The following is a 24,114-nucleotide window of genomic DNA, read 5'->3' on the forward strand; positions in this document are numbered from 1 at the left end:
GTTTTGTCTGTGTAGACGCGGTTTCTAACCGCCGAGTCTTCTACGAATCCGGCGATTTTAACCGCCGTCTTTTCTTCAACCCGCGGAGGCGGGTTTTGTGTGTGTAGACGCGGTTTCCAACCGCCGAGTCCTCACTACAAACCCTTTACCAAGGAGTGACAGCCGCAGTACCGCCCGGTGCAATAACTACTCGGAAATCAGCCAGCGGTTCCGCAGGCGGCCTAGTACCAACCGGTTTGTAAAGCAACTCGGACAACGGCGCTTCGGATCGATCGACTGCTGCGGAATTTTCCGACTTGTAACCGACAATCGCCCCATCTTTAGCCACACTCACCCGATAAACCAACTCCGCATCAACAGCAGGCTGATTCTTCAAAACTCCATCAATTTGCTGGGAAAGTTTCCCCTTCAACAGATCGATTTCGGCCGTATCGGTAATCGGCACGGCTGCCGCCCCAGGGCTTGCCAAACCTTCAGCAACAGGAGTGGGCGTGCTTTCCGGCGAAATGTTTGACTGCGGTGTGGCCAAGGGTGAAGTGTCCGACTGCGGCGAAGTGCTCGGAGTTGGTGAACTCGATTCAACAACTTTCGGAGTTTTATCCCCAAGCAAACCGTCAGCCGCAGGCGTGGGATTGGGATTCGGCGAACCCGAACCACCGGAATTCGGCGTGCCGAGATTTTGGCCGGCCCGATTGGGCTGCGGCACTGGATCTCTCGGGCGCTGGACTTCCGGCACTGGTACCAAGAAAAACGCCATCGCCGCCAAAGCCAAACTCGACACCCCCACCACCGCAGGCAAACTGCGCTTCGCCAAAGGTTCGGCAGACTTGATATAACGCTTGGAAATTGGGGTTAATTGCAGCGACAATTCTGGCAACGTCTGGGTGTCGGCAAAAAATTGATCGATCGCCTCTACCAAATCAAATAGCTGTACCGTCGTCAAATCTACCTGTGCCGACAGTTCTGTTTTTTGATCGATTTGGGTGGCGCTGTCAGATCCGGCGGGTAGAACGGTCAAACGGTGGGAATTCCCGTCAATTCTGTGCAACTGTACCATACCCAAATTCGGGCCATAGCGATCGGGATAATGCACTCCGCTCATAAATTCTTGAGCGTAGCTGCTGACAGTCCTCACCAAGCTTTCAAAAAACTCCCGTCCCCCATTGAGGGGCTCACCGAGGCCTGTCACATAGCATTCAGCGCTCATTAATATCGAAAGCACCGGCCGCATTTCTAGCTGGCTGGCTGCCGAGCCATCGCTCAACCCTTCTAGAACCAGGGTGCAATTTGGCAGACTGTACTGACGCCTAATAGTCATTTTTATTCAATTTCTCCATCAAACAGGCTAACCCAGAAGCGCTGCATTCCGGCTGTGCCTGTACAAAATAGCAGTTTGCTCAACAAGTTTAAAGCTAGTTCGTTGAGCTTGTCATCGGAATCGTAAGCTACAACCACCGATCGCTTGGGGTTCATGCGCGATCGAAAATGAGCTCGAAAACGTTCTAAATACTCGGCAAGCTGCAAGTTCTGACTGAGGGGAAGATTTCTCGATCGCAACTGCTGCGAATCTAGCAGCAACTGCCGAATTGTCGCAGTTAACTTGCGCGCCATATTACAGGCGATCGCCACCAGCGCCTTTGCCTCCACAACTGTCAGGGAGCGGCGTTGGGCATAGCGTCTCAGCGGATTAGTATTTCGCATCTGCCAAAAGGCAACGCGATTTTTGACAATTGACTCCAATTCCAGCTCCTTGGACACTGCCAGCATTTCTTCCGCACCTCCGAGATACAAGGCCTCGATCGCCAGCAACATCAAATCAATTTGCAATCTAGTCCGGCGGGGACACCCACCCTCATTCGGCGACAAATCTGGCAAACTGTCTAAAATCAACGGGTTTGACTCGGTAAGCGAAGTTTCTGACGGCATTAAGATCACGGCAACATCCATTTCAACACACTATACGGACAGGCGGGGTCTTGGCCCAGGTAATTTTTGAACCCGAGACTCCTCTGGGATATTTTATTTTTATCGCTCAGTTCTATATTCTGACTTCACTTTAGCACCATTGGCGGCTAGTGGCTTAAGTGTCACCAGAAGAGCGATCGCTCTTCAAAGAGGGGCTGGAGCATACAGCGGTTTTGTAGTGTGTCAGGTACGATCGGGAAGCAGACATAGGAGCAAAACTAATGATTGCAACTGTTTTCCCGTTTCGGACTGTGTTGGTACAAATTCTAGCCATGTTTTTGGCGATCGCGATCGAATCATGGTTCTTGCAAAAGCTACTGAAACTCGGCCCCAAAACCAGCGTTGAATATGCAGCCATCCTCAATCTCTCTTGCACTTGTATCGGTTGGCTAGTCTTCTTCGGCCTTGAAAGCGTGCTTTCAAAAGATTTACGGGAACGGCTGATCGATTATATATTATTAGGAGGCGAGCGAGATTTTTACTTCATAATAACTGGCATCGCCCTCTCGATACTGCTAGTGACTTTTCTCGCAAAATGGCAAGCATTAGAACTGTTAGAAAACACGCTATACGGGAAGAAAAAAACTGCTGTTCCTACTGAATTCAAACGCTCATTCACCCTCACCCGCCGTCCTCCGAAAAGAAGTTTTAAAGTCACCACCCAATTTGGAGCAATTTTCATCTCTCACACTGTTAGTAATTGCCTGATTCTAACCGTGTTATTTTTCCAAAGTATCGATTAATTTTAGATTTCAGATTTACTCCACAGATAAATCTGGATCTTCAACTTCTTCGATCGAAAGTTTTAGGTTGGAGCCCGATCTATCCAGGGCTTCTACCCGTTTTCTGACGGTGCGATTGAAATCAACACCTTTAATGTGGTTGCTTCTGCTGAGGTTTCGCCACCGCTTCTTTTTGAGCCGTAAAATTAGTAGCCGCCGCCCGATCCGTCAGACTAATTTTTCCGTTGAGGCTGTCTTTTTCCACAACTCCTCGCAGTTTAACATAGCTGTTTTGACCGATCGCAGCGGACTCGCTGCAACCCGTTAAATTAGGTACGACACCCGACAAGCTCAATCCTTGATTTTCCCACTTCCCTGCTAAAGAAGGTTTCTCCTCGGCTGTGTTTGCGCGATCGCCCTCGCTGTTACCCGATCGCAAATTACCGCTCAAATAAACACCCGATTGCTCGATTGTCAAGGTCAAAGTATCAGATTTCAGACATTCCGGCAAACTTTTAGCATCAAAGCGATAACTTCCCGCAATTGCCGGAGCCGCTTTTAAACTTGTTTCGCCGTAAGCAGTTACCACTTTAAACAGCAGCGAAACCGAGCCGATCGCAATCCCGTAAAATGCCAGGGATTTAAGGCTTAAATGATTCATAATCTTGGGAATGGGGAATTGGGAATTGGGAATGGGGAATTGGGAATTGGGAATTGGGAATTGGGAATTGGGAATTGGGGATTGGGAATTGGGAATTGGGAATTGGTAGCACCTCACAAATAACCAACTGCCAACTGCCAACTGCCAACTGCCAACTGCCAACTGTCAACTGCCAACTGCCAACTGTCAACTGCCAACTGTCAACTGTCAACTGTCAACTGTCAACTGTCAACAAGTACCGAAGCCAAGTGCGATCGCACTTTCACGTAACAGCGCGCAATCAGCAGCGAAGAATGACACTGCACCGCCAATTCATCAGTATACCGTCCGAGAGTTTGGCGTTCAATTCCCCACTCCCGACTCGTACCCGCGATCGTCAAATCAGCATTAGCAGAAGCCGCCACCACCGCTTGAATCGGCTCAGCAGCCTCCACAATCGGAGTTTCAATGCGCGATCGCACTTCTACCGGCAACCGATCCATAACTCGCTGAAACTCATAACTCAGCTCATTTCCCTCTGCCCCGTCAACCGCCACCCGCAGCACCGTCAAACGACGTTCCTCGCTATTAACCAACAGTCTCAGCGCCAATTCCAACCCTAAATCATCGTGAATATTTGCCGCATAAGGCACTAACAAATTATTCAACCGTTCCCTACCTCTGTCAACAAAAATTGCTACATCCACAGTAGCGTTGCTGAGAATTTGGCCGACACGCCCTCCCAAACGGTTGCTGCTAAAAGTCGGCCTGTGCCATCCTACCAAAATCAAATCCGCGCGATCGAGTTCCGCAATTTGCGCCGTTTCCCGCGCCACATCTTTAGTAACCCGAATGATTGGGTGCACGAATTTTTTCGCATCCGGCAATTCCAAACTCTCTATCAATTCTGATAATTTCGAGCGGCGTTCCTGAATAATGCGATCGGCTTCTACGGGCGTACTTTCAAAACCATAATTTTCATTTAATTCGATCAAACTCAGAGGATGAACCGCCGCCGACTGCAAATCGCTACCCCCTGTATCCGCAGCAGGCTGCGCCAGGGCGATCGCCAATTGCAGCAAACCTTTCTGCGTGCTGGGATTAGCAACCGGGACTAAAATTCGATACTTGGGCAGCAATTCTCTATTAATTTCTTCGCTTTCTCCACCCATTGGCGAATCTTTTAATTCTGAATCATCATCCGAACTTACTTCTGAGATATCTAACCGAATCAGCTTTTTCGGATAAGTCCACTCCAACAGTGGCGAAGTCATAAAAGTTGTCACTAAAGCCATAATGACTAACATCGTAAATAGCAGCGGCGAAACCACCCCCAGAGAAAGACCGATATTCAGCACAATCAGTTCAGTCAAACCGCGAGTATTCATCATCCACCCCAGCGCTGAAGCTTCGCGGTTGCTGATGCCGCAGACTCGGGCAGCAACGTAAGTCCCGAAGTATTTTCCAATAATTGCTACTCCCAAAACTGCCGCGCACAGCAGCCACAATTCGGGACTATTGAGCAGGCCGATTTGAGTCCGCAAACCGCTGTAAGCGAAAAATATTGGCAGCAGAAATATCAGGACAAAATCTTCTGTTTTCTCAGCTAATTCTCTGGTAAGTCCGGCATTTTTTGGCATGGCAGCACCCAGCAAAAACGCACCGAAAATTAAGTGAATGCCGATCCATTCAGTAATTAAAGCTGATGCTACAACTCCCATGTAAATGCCGGATAGCACTAATTGAGATAACTTGCCGGTGCGGTTGTAGTGCTTGGAAAGCCGTTGCAAGAACCAGCGGACTACAGTCAGCATGAAACCGATGTACACTATAGATTCAAAAATTGTCGGTAAAGCCCCAACCATCGAGTTAGTGCGCGTAACTGCGATCGCCACCGCCAACAAACACCATGCCGTCACATCGTCTACCGCAGCGCAAGTCAGAGCTAGCGTCCCCAATTTGGTATTCTGCAAGTTGTGCTCTGTAATAATTCTTGCCAGCACCGGAAAGGCAGTAATTGACATCGCAGCGCCCAAAAACATCGCAAATGCTGTAAACGAAACGCTATTATTTGAAACTATCGGGTACAACAGCAGTGCTAGGAAGCTTCCCAGAGAAAATGGCACTAAAATGCTGACGTGTGATGTTAAAATTGCTACATCTAAATTGTTTTTTAGATACTTAGGATTGAGTTCTAAACCAATCAAAAACATGAAAAATATTAGCCCTACCTCAGATAACACGTTGAGGAAAGGAACGGCCTCCGCTGGAAAAAGTGCTGCTCCTAAATCTGGTGCAATCAAACCGAGGAGAGAAGGCCCGAGCATAATTCCTGCTACAATTTCTCCAATAACTTGAGGTTGTTTGATCGCTCGAAATGCTAAGCCGACAAGTCGAGAAAGTGCGATGACAATTAGAACTTCAAGCAGGACGAGAATGGGGATGGGCATGGCGTTTTTAGCTTTAGGTTTTTTGCGGATCGAGAGGGCGTGGCATTCAGTTGACAGTTGACAGTTGACAGTTGACAGTTGACAGCTTACCCGCTCGCTTAGAGAAGGGATGAGGGCGACCTCTACCTGAAAGGAAGAGGATTGGACTCATGAATAGTCTGATTTTAATTTCTCCCTAGAAGGGTTGCGTTTAAACCAATTTTTTCTAGTAAAGCCGACAGAATTGCCGATCGAATAAAATCGATAAAAGCTCGATCGAACGAAAGAAGGCACAAGACACGCAGCTTCAACGCCATTCTCTCACAAGCTCACAAAAGCTTCTGCAACCTCGAACCTGGATTTTTGGTTTTTTCAGAAGCGGTTGCTAGTAACTCTAACCGTATCGTGCGCCCCCCGCACCCAACCCGCCGACTACATCTCATACCATTTTAGATTTTAGATTTTGGATTTTAGATTGGGAGATGATTTACTGGTCATGGGTTGGGATCTTCCCTACAGTTGCATGATTTTGGAAAAATGGCATCGCTCAAGTCGGTGCACACCGTCCACGCAACCCTACGGAAAACCCTACCCTACGGATCTAAGATAGTCAGAAAAAGTGGTGCTTCTGGTGATAGACTAGAAAAGTTGTTTAAATTCGCACATCCGGGTTTTCGGGTGTTTCGAGGGCGCAAACCCTCAGAAATACGACCGGGTGGAGGATTAACCCGAATACAGGAGTTAAAAATACAATGCCAGTAGTTAGTTTGGCTCAAATGTTAGAGTCAGGGGTTCACTTCGGACACCAAACCCGTCGGTGGAACCCGAAAATGGCTCCCTACATTTTCACAGAGCGCAACGGGGTTCACATCATCGACCTCGTGCAAACCGCTCAGCTTATGGAAGACGCCTACGAGTACATGAGAGTGGCCTCCGAAAAAGGTAAAAAGTTTTTGTTCGTCGGTACAAAGCGCCAAGCTGCCGGGATTGTAGCCCAAGAAGCTCAACGCTGCGGTGCTTACTACGTCAACCAGCGCTGGCTGGGGGGAATGCTCACCAACTGGACAACGATTAAGTCCCGCGTCGAGCGCCTCAAGGATTTGGAGCGCCGCGAGGAAATCGGCGCCCTAGATTTGTTGCCGAAAAAAGAAGCTTCCGTGCTGCGCCGAGAAATGGCAAAACTCCAGAAGTATCTGGGCGGAATCAAAACTATGCGTAAGATTCCCGACGGAGTTGTCCTAGTAGACCAACGCCGCGAGTATAATGCTGTGTTGGAATGCCAAAAGCTGGGAATTCCCATCGTCTCTCTGTTGGATACCAACTGCGACCCGGATTTGGTTGACATTGCGATTCCAGCAAACGACGATGCTATTCGATCGATCAAACTGATTGTCGGCAAGTTGGCTGATGCCATCTACGAAGGTCGTCACGGTCAACAAGGCGGCGACTCTGACGAAGACTACGACTACGAAGGTGGTTACGAAGGCGCCGAATATGATGGCGAAATCGAAGAATTGGATGACCCTAATTATGTAGATCCCGAGGACGGCGACACTGACAGCGAAGAAACCGAAAGCTAGTATTGCTATCGGCATCTGACACCAAGCAATTAAAAATTAAAGATTGAAAATTAAAAATTAAAAATCATAATTTTTAGTTAGACATTTTTAATTTTTAATTTTTAATTGTAAATGGCATTAGTCTCGGTCATTAGTAGATTTCTGACAAAAGCATTCCGCAGTGTGAACACCAAAATTAATTAGGGTTCTACACCTACCAAATCCGCCAGAAGGCTGACTTGCTATTTCTTAACTCTTGTCTAATCATTAACATTAAGGTTCACGAGCGGGACGCTCGCACTCCTGACTAATGATAAGGTTCGCGAGCGGGGACAGCACTAACGACTAATGACTAACGACTAATGACTAATGATAAGGTTCGCGAGCGGGGACGCTCGCACTAACGACTAATAACTAATTTTGATTGGGAACTTAAAGAAGATGGCGGACATATCTGCAAAACTTGTTAAAGAACTGCGCGACAAAACCGGCGCGGGGATGATGGACTGCAAAAAAGCCCTCACCGCAAACGATGGCAATATCGAAACATCAATTGAGTGGCTGCGGAAAAAAGGTCTGGCTGGGGCTGACAAAAAAGCAGGACGGGTTGCCTCAGAAGGACTTGTAGGCAGCTACATTCACACGGGCGGCCGCGTGGGAGTGCTGGTGGAAGTTAACTGCGAAACAGATTTTGTGGCACGGCGCGAAGAATTCCAAAGTTTAGTACGCAATATTGCAATGCAAATTGCAGCTTGCCCGAATGTGGAATACGTGAAAGTTGAAGATATCCCCGCTGAAATTGTCGAACGAGAAAAGGCAATTGAAATGGGCAAAGATGACTTGGGCAACAAGCCGGACAATATCAAAGAAAAGATTGTTCAAGGGCGGATTGACAAGCGGATGAAAGAGTTATGTTTGATGGATCAGCCTTTTATTAGAGATCAAAATATCTCGGTGGAAGAGTTGGTCAAACAAACGATCGCCCAAATTGGCGAAAATGTCCAAGTCCGCCGTTTCGTCCGTTTTGTGTTGGGCGAAGGCATTGAGAAAGTAGAAGCTAACTTTGCCGATGAAGTGGCCGCCCAAATGGGTGCTGCTCAATAATCGAAAATTTAGATTAAAAACTAAAAATTAAAAATGTGAAAACCTAATTTTTTTGCATTTTTAATTTTTAGTTTTTACACGACTACAGAAATAGGTACGTAGTTGCGCTTCAGCGCTCTTGGTACGTAGTTGCGCTTCAGCGCTCTTGGTACGTAGTTGCGCTTTAGCGCTCTTGGTACGTAGTTGCGCTTTAGCGCTCTTGGTACGTAGTTGCGCTTTAGCGCTCTTTATAATATTCCGAAAGAGGGCGTTGCTCGATCCGGGTATGAAAATGGGTAACTTGAAAATTCAGAAGATTAACTTAGTTGTTTCATTTTTTCACATTGAGTCGTTTGTACCGTAAATTAGCGCCGGAGCGCTGAAGCGCAACTACGTACCCAAGAGTCGATATTTTATGACTATCCGGGGGATGTGAGGGGAATCGAGTTTTCACATTGAGTCGTTTGTACCGTAAATTAGCGCCGGATCGCTGAAGCGCAACTACGTACCCAAGAGCCGATATTTTAGCGATATTTTACGACTATCCGGGAGATGTGAGGGGAATCGAGACTCGGCTGGAAACCGAAAGATAAAAAAGATAAAAAGGTTTGAGGCGATTGTTGAAACCAATAGCCGATTTCTAACCAGAATTAACTCGACAATCAGACAATTTGTGGCAAAAATCGGGTTGTTTTGCCGATCGTCCTATTTGAATTTTATAGGGGATATATGGTGGGATCCAGAGAGCGCATAGAGCAAGATTTGGCAGGACTCGAAGAGGCTTTAGCAGCCTTGAATCTAGAGTTTCGCAGTACCTACGATGGTTATTTAACTGCCTTGGGACAAGCGGTGCGACAGCAGTTGATTTTGGCTTGCTATCACCTTTGCACTCAAGCGGTGCCGGAGTCGTTTCTCAAGTTGTCCTTCGACGGGCGACAAAAAATGCAGCAGTCTGTAAGGCGTTTGGCTGCGGCGTCTCAAGAAAAATTGCGATCGCTCACGACTGAATCAGAAGTAGAGGAAGAGGAAGAGGAAGAGGAAGAGGAAGAAATAGATGAAGAAATAGATGAAGAAATAGATGAAGACGAGTTTGGCGAGGAAGAAATCGAGGAAAACGAATTCGTCGAGGAAGAAATAGAGGCAAACAACGAATTTTCCGCTATTAACTATCAATTTCCAGCAACAAACAATCAATTACCAATTGCCAATTCCCCGCAAAGTTTGGCGCGCTGGCAAAATAGTATTGAAAAGTCGATCGCCCAGATTCTCAAGCTGCTGTCTCGCGACACCAACCGCTTGCTCCAACAGTCGGAAATCTTGCCCAGTCAATTGCCAGAACAGGTTCTAGAAGCTGCTTCTGCTGCTGAATTGTCCGCCGACAGCGTGGCGGGCCCACCTAACCTATTAAGCTTAATCATTGAAACAGATAGTTCACCAGCACCGCCAAACTTGGGAAAAAGACCCGGTATTAATGCTTTGCACATTACAGCAATTAAACTGCGGTTGTCGGAAATAGAGTTTGCCGATCCGGGAACATCGGCTTGGCGCCAACAAATTCGCAACCTCTCTGCAAAGTTGAACTCCCTCGGTCGCGATTACCAGAAAAAGCAGCGGGAAATGGCGGTGGTGGAGGCTGAGTCGGCTTGGCGGTTGAGTTGGTTTGAAGATTAGTCAGTGGACAGTGGACAGTTGACAGTTGACAGTTGACAATTGTCTGGAATTATTGAGCTATGATTAATAACTAATGACTAATGACTAATGACTAATGACTAATAACGTTCGCGATCGGGGACGCTCGCGCTAATGACTAATGACTAATGACTAATAACTAATGACTGATGACTAATAACCAACCAGAATGGCAGCGATTGCAAAAAGCTCTTTCCGTAGAAGCCGATCGCGGATTTAACGACATCCAAGGCAGTCAATACCGCTTTAGCGAGTTTCTCGGCCTCAGCTTGAGACAACTTGCAGGCGCTGTCACTGGTTCTTCGCGCGATCGCGCCAGAGAACTTGCTGTGGAATTTGACATCTACCCTCAGAAAGATCTCGAAGGGCGCCAACATTCGATCGCCATTACAGTCAGTTTCCTCAGACAAATGGAGCAAGTTTGGGAAGAACAAACGACACAAGTCAGACCTGAAAATGCCACCGATTCAATCACTCCAGCCGTTTCAGTTCCCCGAACCGCACCCCTTAACACAGCACCTCCACCCCCCAGTCTGACGCTAGATCAACCGTTAACCCGCGTGACAGGCATCGGCCCCGCCAACGGCAACCGCTTGCTAAAACTCGGTTTAGATACCGTATATGACTTGCTTTACTACTATCCCCGCAACCACATCGACTATGCAAAGCAAGTACGAATTCGCGAGTTAATAGCAGGGGAAACTGTTACTTTAATCGCCGAAGTAAAGCGCTGCAATTGCTTTTCTAGCCCTAAAAATAAGAAATTAACGATATTAGAAGTAATTTTAAAAGACAGTACCGGAGAAATTAAAATCAGTCGCTTTTTTGCCGGGCCTCGCTACAGCAATCGCGGCTGGCAAGAATTCAAAAAGCGCGAGTATTGTACTGGTGCGATACTTGCTGCTTCGGGGTTGGTAAAGCAGGGTAAGTATGGCATTACCCTAGAAAATCCTGAGTTGGAAGTATTAGATGACTCCGGCGGTGCGATCGAATCTATGAAAGTCGGCCGCCTGATTCCTGTTTATCCGCTGACGGAAGGGGTGGATGCGGGTTCGGTGAGGCGATCGATCTTAGCCGCAATTCCGGCCGCGAAACTGTTACCGGAATCGCTACCGGATGACTTGCGCGAGCGTTACGGCTTAATGGGTTTAGCCGATGCGGTGGCAAACATTCACTTTCCGCTCGATCGCGATTGCTTGTCCGCCGCCCGCCGCCGCTTAGTTTTTGACGAATTTTTCTACCTGCAATTAGGCCTTTTAAAGCGCCGCCAAACCCAAAGAAAAGCTCAAGCTAGCGCAGTCATCCTTCCTAGCGGGAAATTGATCGAACAGTTCTATCAAATCTTGCCTTTTGCGCTGACAAATGCCCAAGAAAGAGTCATTAACGACATCCTCAACGATTTAGCTTCGCCCCAGCCGATGAACCGATTAGTGCAAGGCGATGTCGGCGCTGGCAAAACAGTCGTCGCTGTAGTCGCAATGCTAGCAGCAATTCAATCCGGCTATCAAGCCGCTTTAATGGCGCCGACAGAAGTTTTAGCAGAACAGCATTATCGGAAATTGGTAGGCTGGTTTAATTTGATGCACTTGTCTGTCGAACTGTTAACTGGTTCGACAAAAATAGCCAAGCGCCGGGAAATTCACAGCCAGTTAGAAACCGGAGAATTACCTGTTTTAGTAGGAACTCACGCGCTGATTCAAGATACGGTGAATTTCCATAAATTGGGTTTGGCTGTAATTGACGAACAGCACAGATTCGGCGTGCAGCAGCGTGCTAAATTGCAGCAAAAAGGCGAATCTCCTCACGTTTTGACGATGACCGCAACTCCCATTCCTCGGACGCTGGCGCTGACTCTGCACGGCGATTTAGACGTGAGTCAAATTGATGAACTTCCCCCCGGTCGGCAGGCGATTCAAACGACTGTTCTGTCTGCGAAAGAACGCCTCCAGGCTTACGATTTGATTCGTCGGGAGGTGGCGAGCGGCCGTCAGGTTTATGTGGTTCTGCCTCTGGTGGAGGAGTCGGAAAAGCTGGATGTGCGATCGGCAATTGAGGAAAAAGAGAAACTCGAAAAAAGTATATTTCCTGAGTTTAAGGTAGGTTTGCTCCACGGTAGGATGAGTAGCGCTGACAAAGATCAGGCGATTACTAAGTTTAGAGACAAAGAAACTGATATTTTAGTATCTACTACTGTGGTGGAAGTGGGAGTAGATGTGCCGAATGCAACGGTAATGTTGATTGAAAATTCGGAGCGTTTTGGACTGTCGCAATTGCACCAGTTGCGGGGTCGAGTCGGTCGGGGCAGCAATCGTTCTTATTGTTTGTTAATGCCCGGTTCCAAGGCTGCGGAAGCTATGCAGAGAATGAAGGTTTTAGAACAATCTCAAGATGGATTTTTTATTGCAGAAATGGATATGAGATTGCGCGGCCCAGGTCAGGTTTTGGGAACTCGACAGTCTGGTTTACCGGATTTTGCTTTGGCGAGTTTGGTGGAGGATCAGGAGGTTTTGGAGTTGGCGAGGGAGGCCGCGCAAATGGTAATTGAGAATGATGAAACTTTGGATGAATGGCCGGTCGTGCGGGATGAGTTGGAACGGCGATATCAACGGATGATGAGTGGCTCGATTTTGACTTAGGCTCAAATACGACTGTAGTAAAATTGGTTTGTAGTGAGGACTTTAGTCCTTTTTTTGATGCAGGCTAAAGTCCTCATTACAAACCTACTTTAGGATCGCGAATTAAATAACTTACAATTTTAATTGTTATTGTGAGATGGGCGTCCCGCCTGTCCTTTTTGAACGGGCGGGACGCCCATCCCACAAAATTGTGGAAGTTATTTAATTCTCATTCCTTAGTTCTCTCTTTGATGCGGACTAAAGTCCTCACTACAAACCTACTTTCGTTCTCTCTTTGATGCGGACTAAAGTCCTCACTACAAAACTACTTTCGTTCTCTCTTTGATGCGGACTAAAGTCCTCACTACAAACCTTATGGACAAAAGTATAAAATATCGGTTTATGATGACACAAATTCCGCTATTTTATGTTATAGTAGATTTACTAACATCAGGCATGAATGTCAAAAATCAGGTTTCTTGTGACAGACTCAAGTAAAATCCTCTATTTTTTGTCAAGAAACCCACTGTATAAGCTTTTGCTGAGAATGATGCAAAATATCAGGTTTGGCGAAGGGTGGCGCAGGCGAATTTGTTGGGCGTGAGTGCCTCAGCCCAACCTACTTTGTGAGAGGATTTTGCCCTAGCTATAGGGTATTTTTATGAGTTGTCAGGCTTGGGCCACTTATTGATCCAAGAATCCTTCCCAGGAATGACCCAGAAGTGTCAAAATTAAGATAGTCCTGAGAAAAACAGGGAAAAGGAAATCCAGCCAGTACAGGCTGGTAAGGCAGAATTAATTCCTCGCTTGTCAAGCTTGCAGGTGGTCGCCGACGGTTCGTCGCATTTAATCTCAACAGTAATTTATGAAAGATCTCACTCGTTATCGAAATATTGGCATCTTCGCCCACGTAGATGCTGGCAAAACCACCACAACTGAAAGAATCCTGAAACTGACAGGCAAAATCCACAAAATAGGTGAAGTACACGAAGGCGCGGCGACGACTGACTTCATGGAACAGGAGCAAGAGCGCGGGATTACGATTCAATCCGCTGCTACTACCTGCTTCTGGAACGAGCATCAGCTCAACATCATCGATACTCCCGGACACGTCGATTTTACGATCGAGGTTTACCGTTCGCTCAAGGTTCTCGATGGCGGTATCGGTGTGTTCTGCGGTTCCGGTGGAGTTGAACCGCAATCGGAAACTAACTGGCGCTACGCTAACGATTCTAAAGTTGCTCGTATCGTCTATATCAATAAGCTCGATCGCACGGGCGCAGATTTTTACCGAGTTGTCAAGCAAGTCGATAAAGTCCTCGCAGCTAAACCAATGGTAATGGTTTTGCCGATCGGCATTGAAGACAAATTTTGCGGCATGGTCGATTTGCTCACCCGCAAAGCATGGATCTGGGATGATTCGGGCGATCCGATGGGCTACACAATTCAGGATGTTCCGGCCGATATGGTCGATGATGTCGAGAAATACCGCGAACAGTTGATCGAACTGGCTGTCGAGCAGGATGATAACCTGATGGAACAGTACCTCGAAGGCAACGAGCCGAGTATCGAAGACCTCAAGCGGTGCATCCGCAAAGGCACCCGCGACATGGCATTTTTCCCCACCTACTGCGGCTCGTCGTTTAAGAATAAGGGCGTCCAGTTGGTACTCGATGCAGTCGTTGACTACCTCCCGAACCCGATGGAAGTTACGCCTCAGCCTGAGGTGGATCTCGAAGGCGAGGAAACAGGCAATTTCGCGATCGTGGATCCAGAAGGCCCTTTGCGCGCCCTGGCATTTAAGATTATGGACGATCGCTTCGGCGCTTTAACCTTCACCCGTTTGTACTCCGGTAAGATATCCAAAGGCGACACCGTACTCAACACCGCCACAGGCAAAACCGAGCGCATCAGCCGCTTGGTAGAAATGCACGCCAACTCCCGCGAAGAAATTGATTCGGCTCAAGCAGGCGATATTATTGCGATCGTAGGTATGAAAAACGTCCGCACCGGACACACCATCTGCGACCCCAAAAATCCCGCAACCCTAGAGCCAATGGTGTTCCCAGAACCAGTCATCTCCATTTCGGTCAAACCGAAACTCAAAGGAGGCGAAGAAAAGATGGGAGCCGCGCTCACCAAGATGGTACAAGAAGACCCATCTTTCCACATGGTCACAGACGAAGAAAGTGGCGAAACCATCCTCAAGGGCATGGGCGAACTGCACCTCGACATCAAAGTGGACATTCTGCGACGCACCCACGGCGTCGAGGTAGAAGTTGGCGAACCGCAGGTAGCCTACCGCGAGTCCATCACCAAACGCCTCGAAGACAACTATGTCCACAAGAAACAATCTGGTGGTTCAGGTCAATTTGCTAAAATCGGCTATATCGTCGAGCCCGGTGAAGTCGGTAGCGGCTTCGTGTTCGAGTCAAAAGTAACTGGTGGTAGCGTACCGAGAGAGTATTGGCCAGCGGTGCAAAAAGGCTTCCAAAGCTGCATCGATGTGGGCGTCTTGGCTGGATTCCCCTGCTTAGACTTGAAATTCACCCTGGTTGATGGAGGTTTCCACCCGGTTGACTCTTCAGCAATGGCCTTTGAAATTGCTGCTAAAGCCGCCTACCGCCAATCTGTACCCAAGGCTGGGCCTCAGTTGCTGGAACCGATCATGAATGTCGATGTCTTCACCCCAGACGATCACATGGGCGATGTCATCGGCGACCTCAACCGCCGCCGGGGCATGATGAAGGCTCAGGAAACCGGACAAACAGGAGCGCGGATCAAGGCTGATGTGCCGTTGAGCGAAATGTTTGGCTACATTGGCGATTTGCGTACCATGACATCTGGGCGCGGTCAGTTTTCGATGTCTTTCTCGCACTATTCTCCTTGTCCGAGCAATATCGCTGAGGAAGTGATTAAGGATGCGAAAGAGCGTCAAGCTGCTAAGTAGTGTGTTGAGTGTAAGTGCGATCGAATAGTGCGATCGTACTCTACAAACAGGTAGCCAGAAACCGGGTTTTTTCACGAACATCCTTCGCTGTAGCGACGAGATTAGGTGAAAAACCCGGTTTCTTTGATATTGGTGCGTCCAGGACTCTTAAAAAAATCTGCGTTGATTTGCGTTATATCGTTTCCACTTGGACTGGAATGATTAAACCACAGAGGGCGCAGAGGACACAGAGTCCGAGAATAGAGATATGAATCATGCCGATGGAGAGCGGATTTGATATTAATCGGCGGTATCGTAAGGGCGATCGCAGATTTATGAAATAAGTCAAGTATCATATTTGCTAACATACAATTAATAATTTAAAACCGAGGCAGGTAGCCATGACAGCCACCCTAATCCAGAATCAAAGTAGCGGAATTCTGCTAAAAAATATTAGCTGGAAAACTTACGAATCCCTGCTGAATGAGTTAGGGGAACACGGAGGAATTCGCCTGATTTACGATCGCGGAAATTTAGAAATTATGACTCCATCAGCACCACATGAAAAGTCAGGTGAACTCTTAGGAAATTTTGTTGAAGTTCTAACTGATGAATTAAATGTTGACATTTGCAGCCTGGGTTCACTAACCTGCAAGCGCAAAGATTTGGAACGGGGGTTAGAACCTGATAAATGTTACTACATTCAGAATGAAGATGTTGTCTGGAATAAAGAACAAATCGATCTCAATGAAGATCCACCACCGGATTTAGCTATTGAAATTGACATTACCAGCAGTTCGATCGATCGTCTCAAACTTTACGCAAGTTTGGGTGTACCTGAAGTTTGGCGCTACGATGGCAATCGTTTAATCATCTATCACTTAGAAGGCAATGAATACGCAGAGTGCGAGGTTTCTCCCACTTTTGCTTTTCTGTCGAAGTTTGAAATGCTGCGGTTTTTGGAACTGAAACAGACTACAAAAGAAAAGGCTTTGCTGCGGTTATTCCGGGAGTGGGTGAGGAGTCAAATTCAGTAAAGAGACTGAAGGAGGGCGATCGCCCCTCAATCAAGATCGTGTTTGCTAAGATACAATCAATAATCTACAACCCAGGCAGGTAGCCATGACAGCCACCCTGATCCAGAATCAAACTAGCGGAATTCTGCTAAACAACATTAGCTGGAAAACTTACGAATCCCTGCTGAATGAGTTAGGGGAACACGGAGGAATTCGCCTGACTTACGATCGAGGAACATTAGAAATTATGACTCCTTTAGCACCCCATGAAGGTAGTAAGAAAATTTTAGGCCGTTTTGTGGAAAGTGTGAGTGAAGAATTAAACATCGAAATTCGGAGTTTGGGTTCTCTAACTTGTCGGCGCGAGGATTTGGCTCGCGGTTTGGAGCCGGATCAGTGCTACTATATCCAAAATGAGAATGTGGTTTGGGACAAAGAACAAATCGATCTCAATCAAGATCCGCCACCAGATTTAGTAGTGGAAATTGACGTGACTAGCAGTTCGATCGATCGCCTTTCTTTATACGCAAGTTTAGGGGTGCCGGAAGTTTGGCGCTACGACGGAAATCGTTTAATAATTTATCAACTGGAAGCACAGGAATATGTAGAAAGAGATGTTTCTCCGACTTTTCCTTTTTTGTCGCAAGTTGAGATGCTGCGCTTTTTGGAATTGAGGAGGACTACCAAGGAAAATGCTTTGCTGCGGTTATTCCGGGAGTGGGTGAGGAGTCAAATTCAGTCCGGGGAATAAAAGAAAAGGGCGATTCACGATCGGGATGGTTGCGTTTGAGGCTCTTTTTAGCAACCGCAGATGAACGCTGACTGACGCGGAACGATGACTCGGGCGGAGTTCCTCGAATTTACCTTAATTTCGCCCTTCCATATCTTAAACCGTATCGCTATTCTTCTCCTCCATCTCAATTTTGATAGAGATGCAACGTGCCGATCGCCTGGCCGCAAAACTGCGAAAATTAAATATTGACCCGGATACAATTTAGCAAGTTTATTTCATGAGATAGCGAGGTTGAAATGGCCGAAATAAATCCCGATCGCACTACTGGTACAATTGCGATCGCCGTTTGCGCTCAATCAAACGGGCAGTATCTGTGTCAGATATCATCATCTCTGAGCGATCGCCCCAATGATACCATGAATTTTTACGGACAAACGAAAGAACACGCGATCGCGATCGCCCTAGAACATTTAGCTGACGAATATCGCGAAAAAGCAGAAGAGTCTCAGAATATAGATTCCCTTGCCGTGGAACTTTCAGATTCAGGAGAACCAATTAATAAATATTATCATGTGATTGTACACTACGAAGAAATTTCGGAAGCCGAATCTAAGTTTGAGGCAGTACACAATACAATAATGGGAAATACGATAGTTGAGAATGCCAGACTTGCAGCCATTGAGATTGCTCCAGATATTGAAATCGAGCCGTTAGAGCGATCGGGATATTGAGGGATAAAATTTTACACAATCTGCGGGTCACAATCAAGTTTTGTCGTCAAAAAAAGCGGTTTCCGATCTGCATCCAGGATTAAAATAAACAGGACTATTGATTTTGATTAATTTGGCTTTTTACCCAATTCCGAAATGCTTTAACTAATTCCAAATAATCCATTGTTTCCGCCTGTGCCAAAAAACTGACAATCTCTAAAATAGCAACACTCGGAAATGCTAAACTGATCTCGCACTCGACATACCCTCGATCGTCCAATCTGTTAATTCTGAGCCGCGAACCGTTGTAAATCCAAACTTCCGGCACTCCCAGATCGGCATAAATCTGCAAGGTATTGTCGGATCTGCTGGTAACATCAATTTCCACCACTAAATCCGGGGGCGGATATTGACTCATATCGAGTCGTTTTTTGCCTTTAATTGCACTAGCATTCTGGATGTAAAAACAATCATCCGGTTCTACACCAATGAGTTCAGGACGTTTGAATGTCGTAGAACCCAGAGGTTCAATTCTCACATCTAATTCTTCAGCTAATGTTTCAACAAATCGACCTATTACTCTTTTGTAAATTTCGTGTTCAGGAGAAGGCACCATAATTTTCAAATTGCCGCGATTGTATCTCAGTCTAATTGGCCTATCGCCGATTTCGGCAAGCAAAGTTTCATAAGTTTGCCAACTGATATTCGATAGCTCAACTATTTGTTCGGGCGGACTGAGAGTTTTAGCAATCATGGGGTTACTTTGGTGAAGAGTTCGTAGGCGCAAGCCGGGGCGTAGCGATCGCACTTTTAAACTAAATCATATCATCTCAAACATAGGTTTGTAGTGAGGACTTCAGTCCGCATCCGACGAGAGAGGACTGAAGTCCTCACTACGAACCAAATTGCTAGTTATTGGCCTGCAAAATCGGCACGGAACTTCTGGACAACTCGATTCAATTCCACTGAATGAGAAGCTTTAAATAAAATACGATCGCCCTTTTCAACAAATCCCAACAACCGCTTTGCTAAATCTTCCCGCCCATCGGGCGCCGTAATATCTCCTATCTCCACAAAAGGCACGCCCGCCGCACCCGCCGCCATCGCCGCCGCTTCCTCAAAATCCGCAAACACAAACAAAGCATCGAGGTTTAAATCCCGCGCCGCCCTTCCTACTTGTCGGTGAAATTCGATCGCCCTTTCGCCCAATTCCTTCATCGTACCCAACACCGCAATCCGGCGCTTTCCCGGAGTATCCGCTAACAATCTCAGCGCCGCCAACATCGACTCCAAACCAGCATTGTAAGTCTCATCCAGAATCACAACATCAGAAAGCAAATCGTAGCGGCGCGCCCGTCCATCCGGTAACTGCACGGACAAACCTTGTTGTAAAACTTCCCACTTAATCCCTAAAACTTTTGCTACCGCCAAAGCCGCCAAATAATTTACAGCATTGTGCCTTCCAGCCAACGGTAGCGGCAATTCCACACCTTCTACAAGCATTGTATCATTATTCAGCAATTTCCCGCACAAATCGCCGCCTTCTAATCCGTAACTTAAAGTTTTTCCCTGCCAAACTTGCGCCGCAGTTGCCATTAATCTGTCAGAATCGTGATTGAGAATAGCAATACTTTCAGCAGGCATTTCCGCTAACAGTTCGCACTTAGCTTGGGCGATCGCCTCTTCCGAACCCAAGCGCCCGATATGCGCCGTTCCTACATTAGTAATTACCGCCACAGTAGGACGCGCAATTTGCGACAGCAGCGCAATTTCTCCTAGCCCGCGCATTCCCATTTCAATTACAGCATAATTGTCGGTCGGCGAAAGCTCTAATAGAGTTTTCGGGACTCCAATTTCATTGTTGTAGTTATATTGAGTTTTCAGAACATTTCCGCTGGTTGATAAAACGGCCGCAATTAATTCTTTGGCAGTAGTTTTACCTACTGAACCAGTAACACCAATTATCGGTATACTGAATTGGTCGCGCCACCAACGGGCGATCGCCTGGTAAGCTTTTAAAGTATCGTCAACGCGCAACAGCGGAAAATTGGGAACTTCTGCTTGGTAAGTGCGATCGACTACCGCAGCAATCGCTCCCAAATCCCGGGCTTTTGCCACAAACTGATGCCCGTCAAAATTTTCTCCCCGCAGCGCTAAAAATACTTCGCCCCCCTCAATGGTGCGCGTATCTGTAGCAATACCTGTCCCTACAACTGTCAGAACGTCCTCAGACACAGCAAGCAAAGGTACAGTTAAAATTTCAGCAAGTTGGGCGATACTTACGCGACAGACCATATTACCAGCACTCACATTTCAAATCATTATTTTCACAGCTAATCCTACCTCGCCCCACCTCACATTTAACTGACACCAGTTCAAAAAAGAATGCAACTGCTTTGCCCGGAATCTAAACCCTGAGAGTCCTCAGTCATTCCCATCGCAAATCGCCAATCGCCAATCGCAAATGGTATAACAGGGGGATGCCGACTAGGATTGACCTTGGCACTCTTCAACAGTTGACAGTTGGCAGTTGACAGTTGACAGTTGACTGTTTGAGAGCGACATCTACCCTTAAGTCCGAGGATTGGAGTAATGAATAGTCTGATTTTAATTTCTCCCGAGCAGGCTTGGGGCTTTCAACCAATTCTTTCGGGTAATAATAAATCCTCTGCCCAGCCATAAATTATTTAGAACACACCCACAATCTTTACCAATAATTTACAAAGTTTGTGGTGATTTTAGGCCTTGCTAATTGCAAACAATTCATGTCATGCTGGTGTTGACAAATAGTTTAACTAAGTAAAAAAGATCTGCTTAAGGCGATCGCCACTTCCACCCCTAAGCCTCGGGAGGCGAGAAGCTCGGTTGACCCTACCCAACAACGGATACAAGCCCTCGACCTAAGTCGGGGAGAGATTAAAATTTTAGACTACAGTTGAAGCTTCCAGATGAATCTGTGGAGTAAATCTAAAATCTAAAATCTAAAATCTAAAATCGGTTGACTTAATTGTGGTGCTTCATCTGCCAATTCATATCTGCCAATGGCGCTTAAAGCTCCTGCCCAATCCTTTTGGAGGGTTAATCCACAGTGAACGACTATAACAGACAGAGCCAGGAAGAAGAACAGCTACTTTACAACCACTGGCTGGAGTTGGTACAAGTAGAGCAGCCGATCGAACTAATCGACCGTTTTCGCACTTTGTTTATCTACGGTAACGGATATCGCGATCGCACCATCGCTGAAGCACTCGAAAAAATAGCAGCCTCACCCTACGCCGAACAAGAATTCAAATACATCCTCAACCGTTGCTGCCACATCCTGATCAACCGCTGGCAAACATACCCCGGAAAGCAAGCAGCTATCCCGGAATTGATCGCTCTGTTTGAAGAAGCCCCCAAAATATTATCTCGATATAGTCGATCGCGCCCTACTCACTCCATCCCCCAATTAGTCAATCAATTTACCCAAAGCGAACAATACCTCACACTCAAACGCTTAGCCAAAGTCATCACCCACAGTAATGAAGACAGCAACGGCAAAACTCCCGCCAGCCTAGCCCTCGGAACCTTAATTCCCCGATACCCTTACCTCTACAAACACTGCCTCCTCAGCGACGACAGCACCTACGAACAGCAAAAAATCATTCAAAAAATCCAAGCTCAAAAGCAGCAGCAATTTGAAATCGACCTCTCACAATACGTTGCTCACCAAGTGAGAAAAGCCCAAGCAGCCCGCCGGCATACCTCAATCTCCTTCGGCAGAAGTATACAGACTATAAAAAACCCGACGCTGTTGAGCGACCCAGAGCTGTTCTTTGCCCTCAAGCAATTTGTCGGAAAAGTCGAAGGAGCCGATACCTACCGACAGCTAGCCGGCCGCTTCATTGCGAACACCAGCACAAGTGTGTCCTACAGATCCTTTAAAGACGACTTATACGAATACCTAATTTCTTCCGTCACCGACGATGGCTACGGCAAACGTCAATTTAACGAAAAACTGTATAAACAACTACAAAATACCTTTCCCCACAACGATGCTCAGAAGTTCAACGAATTTTTAACGATCAGAACTTGCAGCCAGTTATTGAACTTTTTAGTAGTAGAGAGTCCTGCGCGGCCCAACCACTTTGTCTTCATCGACCTGATCTCCAACCTCGGGCCCACCCAAACCACAGGTTTGCTGCTGAAAATCGTGCTAATTTGTGGCAAAGTCAAGCCCTATCTAGAAAAGCGGTTGGCAATTTTGTTCGGTCACTACGAATTTTGTACCCGAGAAGGCCTGGTGTGGTTAGTCAAAGCCTTGGAAAACCTGAATCTCGCTTTGAGTACCAATTTTGGGAATCTAGACGTATCTTTCCTGCGGTAGCCGGTCTGTCCCAGAACTTTCTCGCGTTCGAGTTTGACAAAACATCACAGCTCAAAATCCGGTTTCTGAATACCCTCAAAGTTTGAGATTGAATTGTAACGACTTAATTAAGTGGCCAAAGCTACTCAAAAGACGCCATTCTGTGTTAAAATTCCAAGTGTATCAGATTCGGTTGCAGGCTTTGTTCATTGCTACAGAATTGTTTAAAAACTTGCCCTTCTGTATCGGCAGGGGACTCTCCGAAACTGAAATCTTTGCACTGTCTAATTTTTGGAGTTATTCCTCATGTCGATATACGTCGGTAACTTATCCTACCAAGTTACCCAAGAAGACATCACCACCGTCTTCGCCGAATACGGAACCGTTAAGCGAGTACATCTACCTACCGACAGAGAAACCAGTCGCCCCCGCGGCTTTGGTTTTGTAGAAATGTCAACAGATGCCGAAGAAGATGCAGCGATTGCTGCTCTCGACGGAGCAGAGTGGATGGGTCGCGATCTCAAAGTTAACAAAGCTAAGCCCCGCGAAGATGAAGGCGGCCGGGGCGGCGGCAACCGGGGCGGCGGCGGCCCAGGCAAATTTGGTCGCGGCGGTGGCGGCGGCGGCGGCGGACGTTATTAATTTCCTAATTAATTTCCGACGATCGAGATTTGAGATTGGAGAGCTGAAATTTGGGATCGAGGCCACCTAGCTTTGAACCACCGTCCGAATAATTTCCGGCCCGGTTGCTCCCAACCTTTACTCTTCCAGTCTGGCGATCGACCGCATTAAATATACCAAAAAGCCAAGGTTAGTCCCTTGGCTTTTTGGTATGAGGCTATTCAATATGAGTTAAAAACTCGGTGGGTTAAGACTTTCAGGTGCCTCTAGTTTTCTAATCATCAGGTTCGATGCTGCTGCTCAATCCGTGATTGTTGAGCGTTTCAGCATAAAACTCAGCGTGTTCGAGAGCGCAAACAATCACCAGTCCCAGCCCGTTGGTGTGGGCTTCCATCATCACATTTACAGCCTGTGGCTGAGTCAGACTGGGTACCGTCGCCATCAAAGTCTGCACCACGTATTCCATGGGATTGAAATCATCATTGTGCAGCAGCACGCGGTAGCGCGGCGCAAGCTTGCGGACTGTAGAAGGCTTTTGAATAATTTCGACAGACACTAATCTATACCTCCTGACTTGTAGGATGTTAAAATTTTTGACACTCCCTGCCGTTGATGCGAGGGGATTCTTCGTTCATCAACCCAAGTTGCTGAGATAGGCTTACACCTAAAACAGTAGATCTCGAACTAGGACGAAGCTGGTATCGCATTAATTTCGATCGACAATCTTGAGCTGGATTCCTCCGCTGTGATAGAGTATCTCACTTTCAGTTATTTTATTGAAATTTCCAGATTCAGACAAGGCAGCCGCCTAGCCGATCGCGAGCTGTCAACCATACCAAACCCAGAAGAAGTGTCCTAAGCCCGCAGCCGCCCCCTGTCTAGGGTCATAATAATAGAGACGCAAGATCGGTTAAAAATAAAAAACTACCAAAATTAGGGGGTTAGAGCCTCGTCCTTCTAGGACTACTTTATTCTAGAAATCCTGTTGCCATTTTGTAGAAATTGGGTAAAATCAAACAAGGAGGTGATGCAAGTGTTCAATCTGACTTATGAATTCA

The 24,114-nt window shown here is 46.9% G+C and carries 19 protein-coding genes; 12 read left to right on the forward strand and 7 right to left on the reverse strand.

Annotated features, from left to right (window positions below; all coding sequences use genetic code 11):
- Nucleotides 1-145 precede the first annotated feature (145 nt).
- The gene (locus JGK07_RS07965; RefSeq protein ID WP_293185213.1) at nucleotides 146-1,318 is read right to left on the reverse strand and encodes a DUF4335 domain-containing protein; all 1,173 of its coding nucleotides are present in this window, start codon (nucleotides 1,316-1,318) and stop codon (nucleotides 146-148) included.
- A 2-nt stretch (nucleotides 1,319-1,320) separates the two neighbouring features.
- A complete protein-coding gene (locus JGK07_RS07970; protein WP_293185212.1) occupies nucleotides 1,321-1,947 on the reverse strand; it encodes a DUF3038 domain-containing protein in 627 nt (208 codons plus the stop codon).
- A 239-nt stretch (nucleotides 1,948-2,186) separates the two neighbouring features.
- Here JGK07_RS07970 and fraC point away from each other — a divergent pair, with 239 nt between their 5' ends.
- Nucleotides 2,187-2,708, forward strand: coding sequence for a filament integrity protein FraC (gene fraC / locus JGK07_RS07975; RefSeq protein WP_293149108.1), 522 nt, complete (start codon nucleotides 2,187-2,189; stop codon nucleotides 2,706-2,708).
- A 130-nt stretch (nucleotides 2,709-2,838) separates the two neighbouring features.
- Here fraC and JGK07_RS07980 read toward each other — a convergent pair whose 3' ends face one another.
- Entirely contained in the window at nucleotides 2,839-3,348 is a 510-nt protein-coding gene (locus tag JGK07_RS07980; RefSeq protein ID WP_293185209.1) for a hypothetical protein, read from the reverse strand.
- Here JGK07_RS07980 and JGK07_RS07985 point away from each other — a divergent pair.
- Nucleotides 3,340-3,471: a hypothetical protein gene (locus JGK07_RS07985; RefSeq protein ID WP_293185208.1), complete on the forward strand. Its 132-nt coding sequence runs from the start codon at nucleotides 3,340-3,342 to the stop codon at nucleotides 3,469-3,471. The two genes, JGK07_RS07980 and JGK07_RS07985, sit on opposite strands and share 9 nt — an antisense overlap.
- 98 nt (nucleotides 3,472-3,569) lie before the next feature.
- On the opposite strand, the gene JGK07_RS07990 is transcribed toward JGK07_RS07985, so the two are convergent.
- Nucleotides 3,570-5,777 (reverse strand): cation:proton antiporter, encoded by a 2,208-nt coding sequence (locus JGK07_RS07990; protein ID WP_293193071.1) that lies wholly within the window; start codon nucleotides 5,775-5,777, stop codon nucleotides 3,570-3,572.
- A gap of 731 nt (nucleotides 5,778-6,508) precedes the next feature.
- Between JGK07_RS07990 and rpsB the strand changes: the two genes are divergently transcribed.
- From rpsB to JGK07_RS08030, 8 genes are all read left to right on the forward strand, one after another.
- Entirely contained in the window at nucleotides 6,509-7,336 is an 828-nt protein-coding gene (gene rpsB / locus JGK07_RS07995) for a 30S ribosomal protein S2 (RefSeq protein ID WP_293185206.1), read from the forward strand.
- A gap of 420 nt (nucleotides 7,337-7,756) precedes the next feature.
- On the forward strand, nucleotides 7,757-8,419 hold the full coding sequence (tsf, locus tag JGK07_RS08000) for a translation elongation factor Ts (protein WP_293185205.1): 663 nt from the start codon (nucleotides 7,757-7,759) through the stop codon (nucleotides 8,417-8,419).
- A 708-nt stretch (nucleotides 8,420-9,127) separates the two neighbouring features.
- Entirely contained in the window at nucleotides 9,128-10,069 is a 942-nt protein-coding gene (locus tag JGK07_RS08005; RefSeq protein WP_293185204.1) for a hypothetical protein, read from the forward strand.
- Nucleotides 10,070-10,236: 167 nt separating this feature from the next.
- Complete coding sequence (gene recG / locus JGK07_RS08010; RefSeq protein WP_293193069.1) at nucleotides 10,237-12,723, forward strand: ATP-dependent DNA helicase RecG; 2,487 nt, start codon at nucleotides 10,237-10,239, stop codon at nucleotides 12,721-12,723.
- An 844-nt stretch (nucleotides 12,724-13,567) separates the two neighbouring features.
- Complete coding sequence (fusA, locus tag JGK07_RS08015) at nucleotides 13,568-15,652, forward strand: elongation factor G (protein WP_293185202.1); 2,085 nt, start codon at nucleotides 13,568-13,570, stop codon at nucleotides 15,650-15,652.
- 380 nt (nucleotides 15,653-16,032) lie between these two features.
- Entirely contained in the window at nucleotides 16,033-16,668 is a 636-nt protein-coding gene (locus JGK07_RS08020) for a Uma2 family endonuclease (RefSeq protein WP_293193067.1), read from the forward strand.
- Between the two features lie 85 nt (nucleotides 16,669-16,753).
- Nucleotides 16,754-17,398, forward strand: a complete 645-nt coding sequence (locus JGK07_RS08025; RefSeq protein ID WP_293193065.1) for a Uma2 family endonuclease — start codon at nucleotides 16,754-16,756, stop codon at nucleotides 17,396-17,398.
- Between the two features lie 278 nt (nucleotides 17,399-17,676).
- On the forward strand, nucleotides 17,677-18,111 hold the full coding sequence (locus JGK07_RS08030; RefSeq protein WP_293193063.1) for a hypothetical protein: 435 nt from the start codon (nucleotides 17,677-17,679) through the stop codon (nucleotides 18,109-18,111).
- A gap of 94 nt (nucleotides 18,112-18,205) precedes the next feature.
- Here JGK07_RS08030 and JGK07_RS08035 read toward each other — a convergent pair whose 3' ends face one another.
- Nucleotides 18,206-18,844, reverse strand: a complete 639-nt coding sequence (locus tag JGK07_RS08035) for a Uma2 family endonuclease (RefSeq protein ID WP_293193061.1) — start codon at nucleotides 18,842-18,844, stop codon at nucleotides 18,206-18,208.
- A gap of 158 nt (nucleotides 18,845-19,002) precedes the next feature.
- On the reverse strand, nucleotides 19,003-20,385 hold the full coding sequence (gene murF / locus JGK07_RS08040) for a UDP-N-acetylmuramoyl-tripeptide--D-alanyl-D-alanine ligase (protein WP_293193059.1): 1,383 nt from the start codon (nucleotides 20,383-20,385) through the stop codon (nucleotides 19,003-19,005).
- Between the two features lie 793 nt (nucleotides 20,386-21,178).
- On the opposite strand from murF, the gene JGK07_RS08045 reads away from it, so the two are divergent.
- Together JGK07_RS08045 and JGK07_RS08050 are read left to right on the forward strand one after the other, a co-directional pair.
- A complete protein-coding gene (locus JGK07_RS08045) occupies nucleotides 21,179-22,456 on the forward strand; it encodes a hypothetical protein (RefSeq protein WP_293185196.1) in 1,278 nt (425 codons plus the stop codon).
- A 285-nt stretch (nucleotides 22,457-22,741) separates the two neighbouring features.
- On the forward strand, nucleotides 22,742-23,077 hold the full coding sequence (locus JGK07_RS08050) for an RNA-binding protein (protein WP_293185195.1): 336 nt from the start codon (nucleotides 22,742-22,744) through the stop codon (nucleotides 23,075-23,077).
- 253 nt (nucleotides 23,078-23,330) lie between these two features.
- Here the strand turns inward: JGK07_RS08050 and clpS are convergent, their stop codons facing one another.
- Complete coding sequence (clpS, locus tag JGK07_RS08055; RefSeq protein WP_193976163.1) at nucleotides 23,331-23,612, reverse strand: ATP-dependent Clp protease adapter ClpS; 282 nt, start codon at nucleotides 23,610-23,612, stop codon at nucleotides 23,331-23,333.
- Nucleotides 23,613-24,114: the final 502 nt, after the last annotated feature.

The organism is Microcoleus sp. PH2017_24_DOB_U_A (assembly GCF_020738205.1).
Classification (GTDB): domain Bacteria; phylum Cyanobacteriota; class Cyanobacteriia; order Cyanobacteriales; family Microcoleaceae; genus Microcoleus.

Bases quoted from the DNA above. Each gene is read 5' to 3' on its own strand.
- JGK07_RS07965 (WP_293185213.1), bottom strand. From the start codon at position 1,318: ATGACTATTAGGCGTCAGTACAGTCTGCCAAATTGCACCCTGGTTCTA.
- JGK07_RS07970 (WP_293185212.1), bottom strand. From the start codon at position 1,947: ATGGATGTTGCCGTGATCTTAATGCCGTCAGAAACTTCGCTTACCGAG.
- fraC (WP_293149108.1), top strand. From the start codon at position 2,187: ATGATTGCAACTGTTTTCCCGTTTCGGACTGTGTTGGTACAAATTCTA.
- JGK07_RS07985 (WP_293185208.1), top strand. From the start codon at position 3,340: ATGATTCATAATCTTGGGAATGGGGAATTGGGAATTGGGAATGGGGAA.
- JGK07_RS07980 (WP_293185209.1), bottom strand. From the start codon at position 3,348: ATGAATCATTTAAGCCTTAAATCCCTGGCATTTTACGGGATTGCGATC.
- JGK07_RS07990 (WP_293193071.1), bottom strand. From the start codon at position 5,777: ATGCCCATCCCCATTCTCGTCCTGCTTGAAGTTCTAATTGTCATCGCA.
- rpsB (WP_293185206.1), top strand. From the start codon at position 6,509: ATGCCAGTAGTTAGTTTGGCTCAAATGTTAGAGTCAGGGGTTCACTTC.
- tsf (WP_293185205.1), top strand. From the start codon at position 7,757: ATGGCGGACATATCTGCAAAACTTGTTAAAGAACTGCGCGACAAAACC.
- JGK07_RS08005 (WP_293185204.1), top strand. From the start codon at position 9,128: ATGGTGGGATCCAGAGAGCGCATAGAGCAAGATTTGGCAGGACTCGAA.
- recG (WP_293193069.1), top strand. From the start codon at position 10,237: ATGACTAATAACCAACCAGAATGGCAGCGATTGCAAAAAGCTCTTTCC.
- fusA (WP_293185202.1), top strand. From the start codon at position 13,568: ATGAAAGATCTCACTCGTTATCGAAATATTGGCATCTTCGCCCACGTA.
- JGK07_RS08020 (WP_293193067.1), top strand. From the start codon at position 16,033: ATGACAGCCACCCTAATCCAGAATCAAAGTAGCGGAATTCTGCTAAAA.
- JGK07_RS08025 (WP_293193065.1), top strand. From the start codon at position 16,754: ATGACAGCCACCCTGATCCAGAATCAAACTAGCGGAATTCTGCTAAAC.
- JGK07_RS08030 (WP_293193063.1), top strand. From the start codon at position 17,677: ATGGCCGAAATAAATCCCGATCGCACTACTGGTACAATTGCGATCGCC.
- JGK07_RS08035 (WP_293193061.1), bottom strand. From the start codon at position 18,844: ATGATTGCTAAAACTCTCAGTCCGCCCGAACAAATAGTTGAGCTATCG.
- murF (WP_293193059.1), bottom strand. From the start codon at position 20,385: ATGGTCTGTCGCGTAAGTATCGCCCAACTTGCTGAAATTTTAACTGTA.
- JGK07_RS08050 (WP_293185195.1), top strand. From the start codon at position 22,742: ATGTCGATATACGTCGGTAACTTATCCTACCAAGTTACCCAAGAAGAC.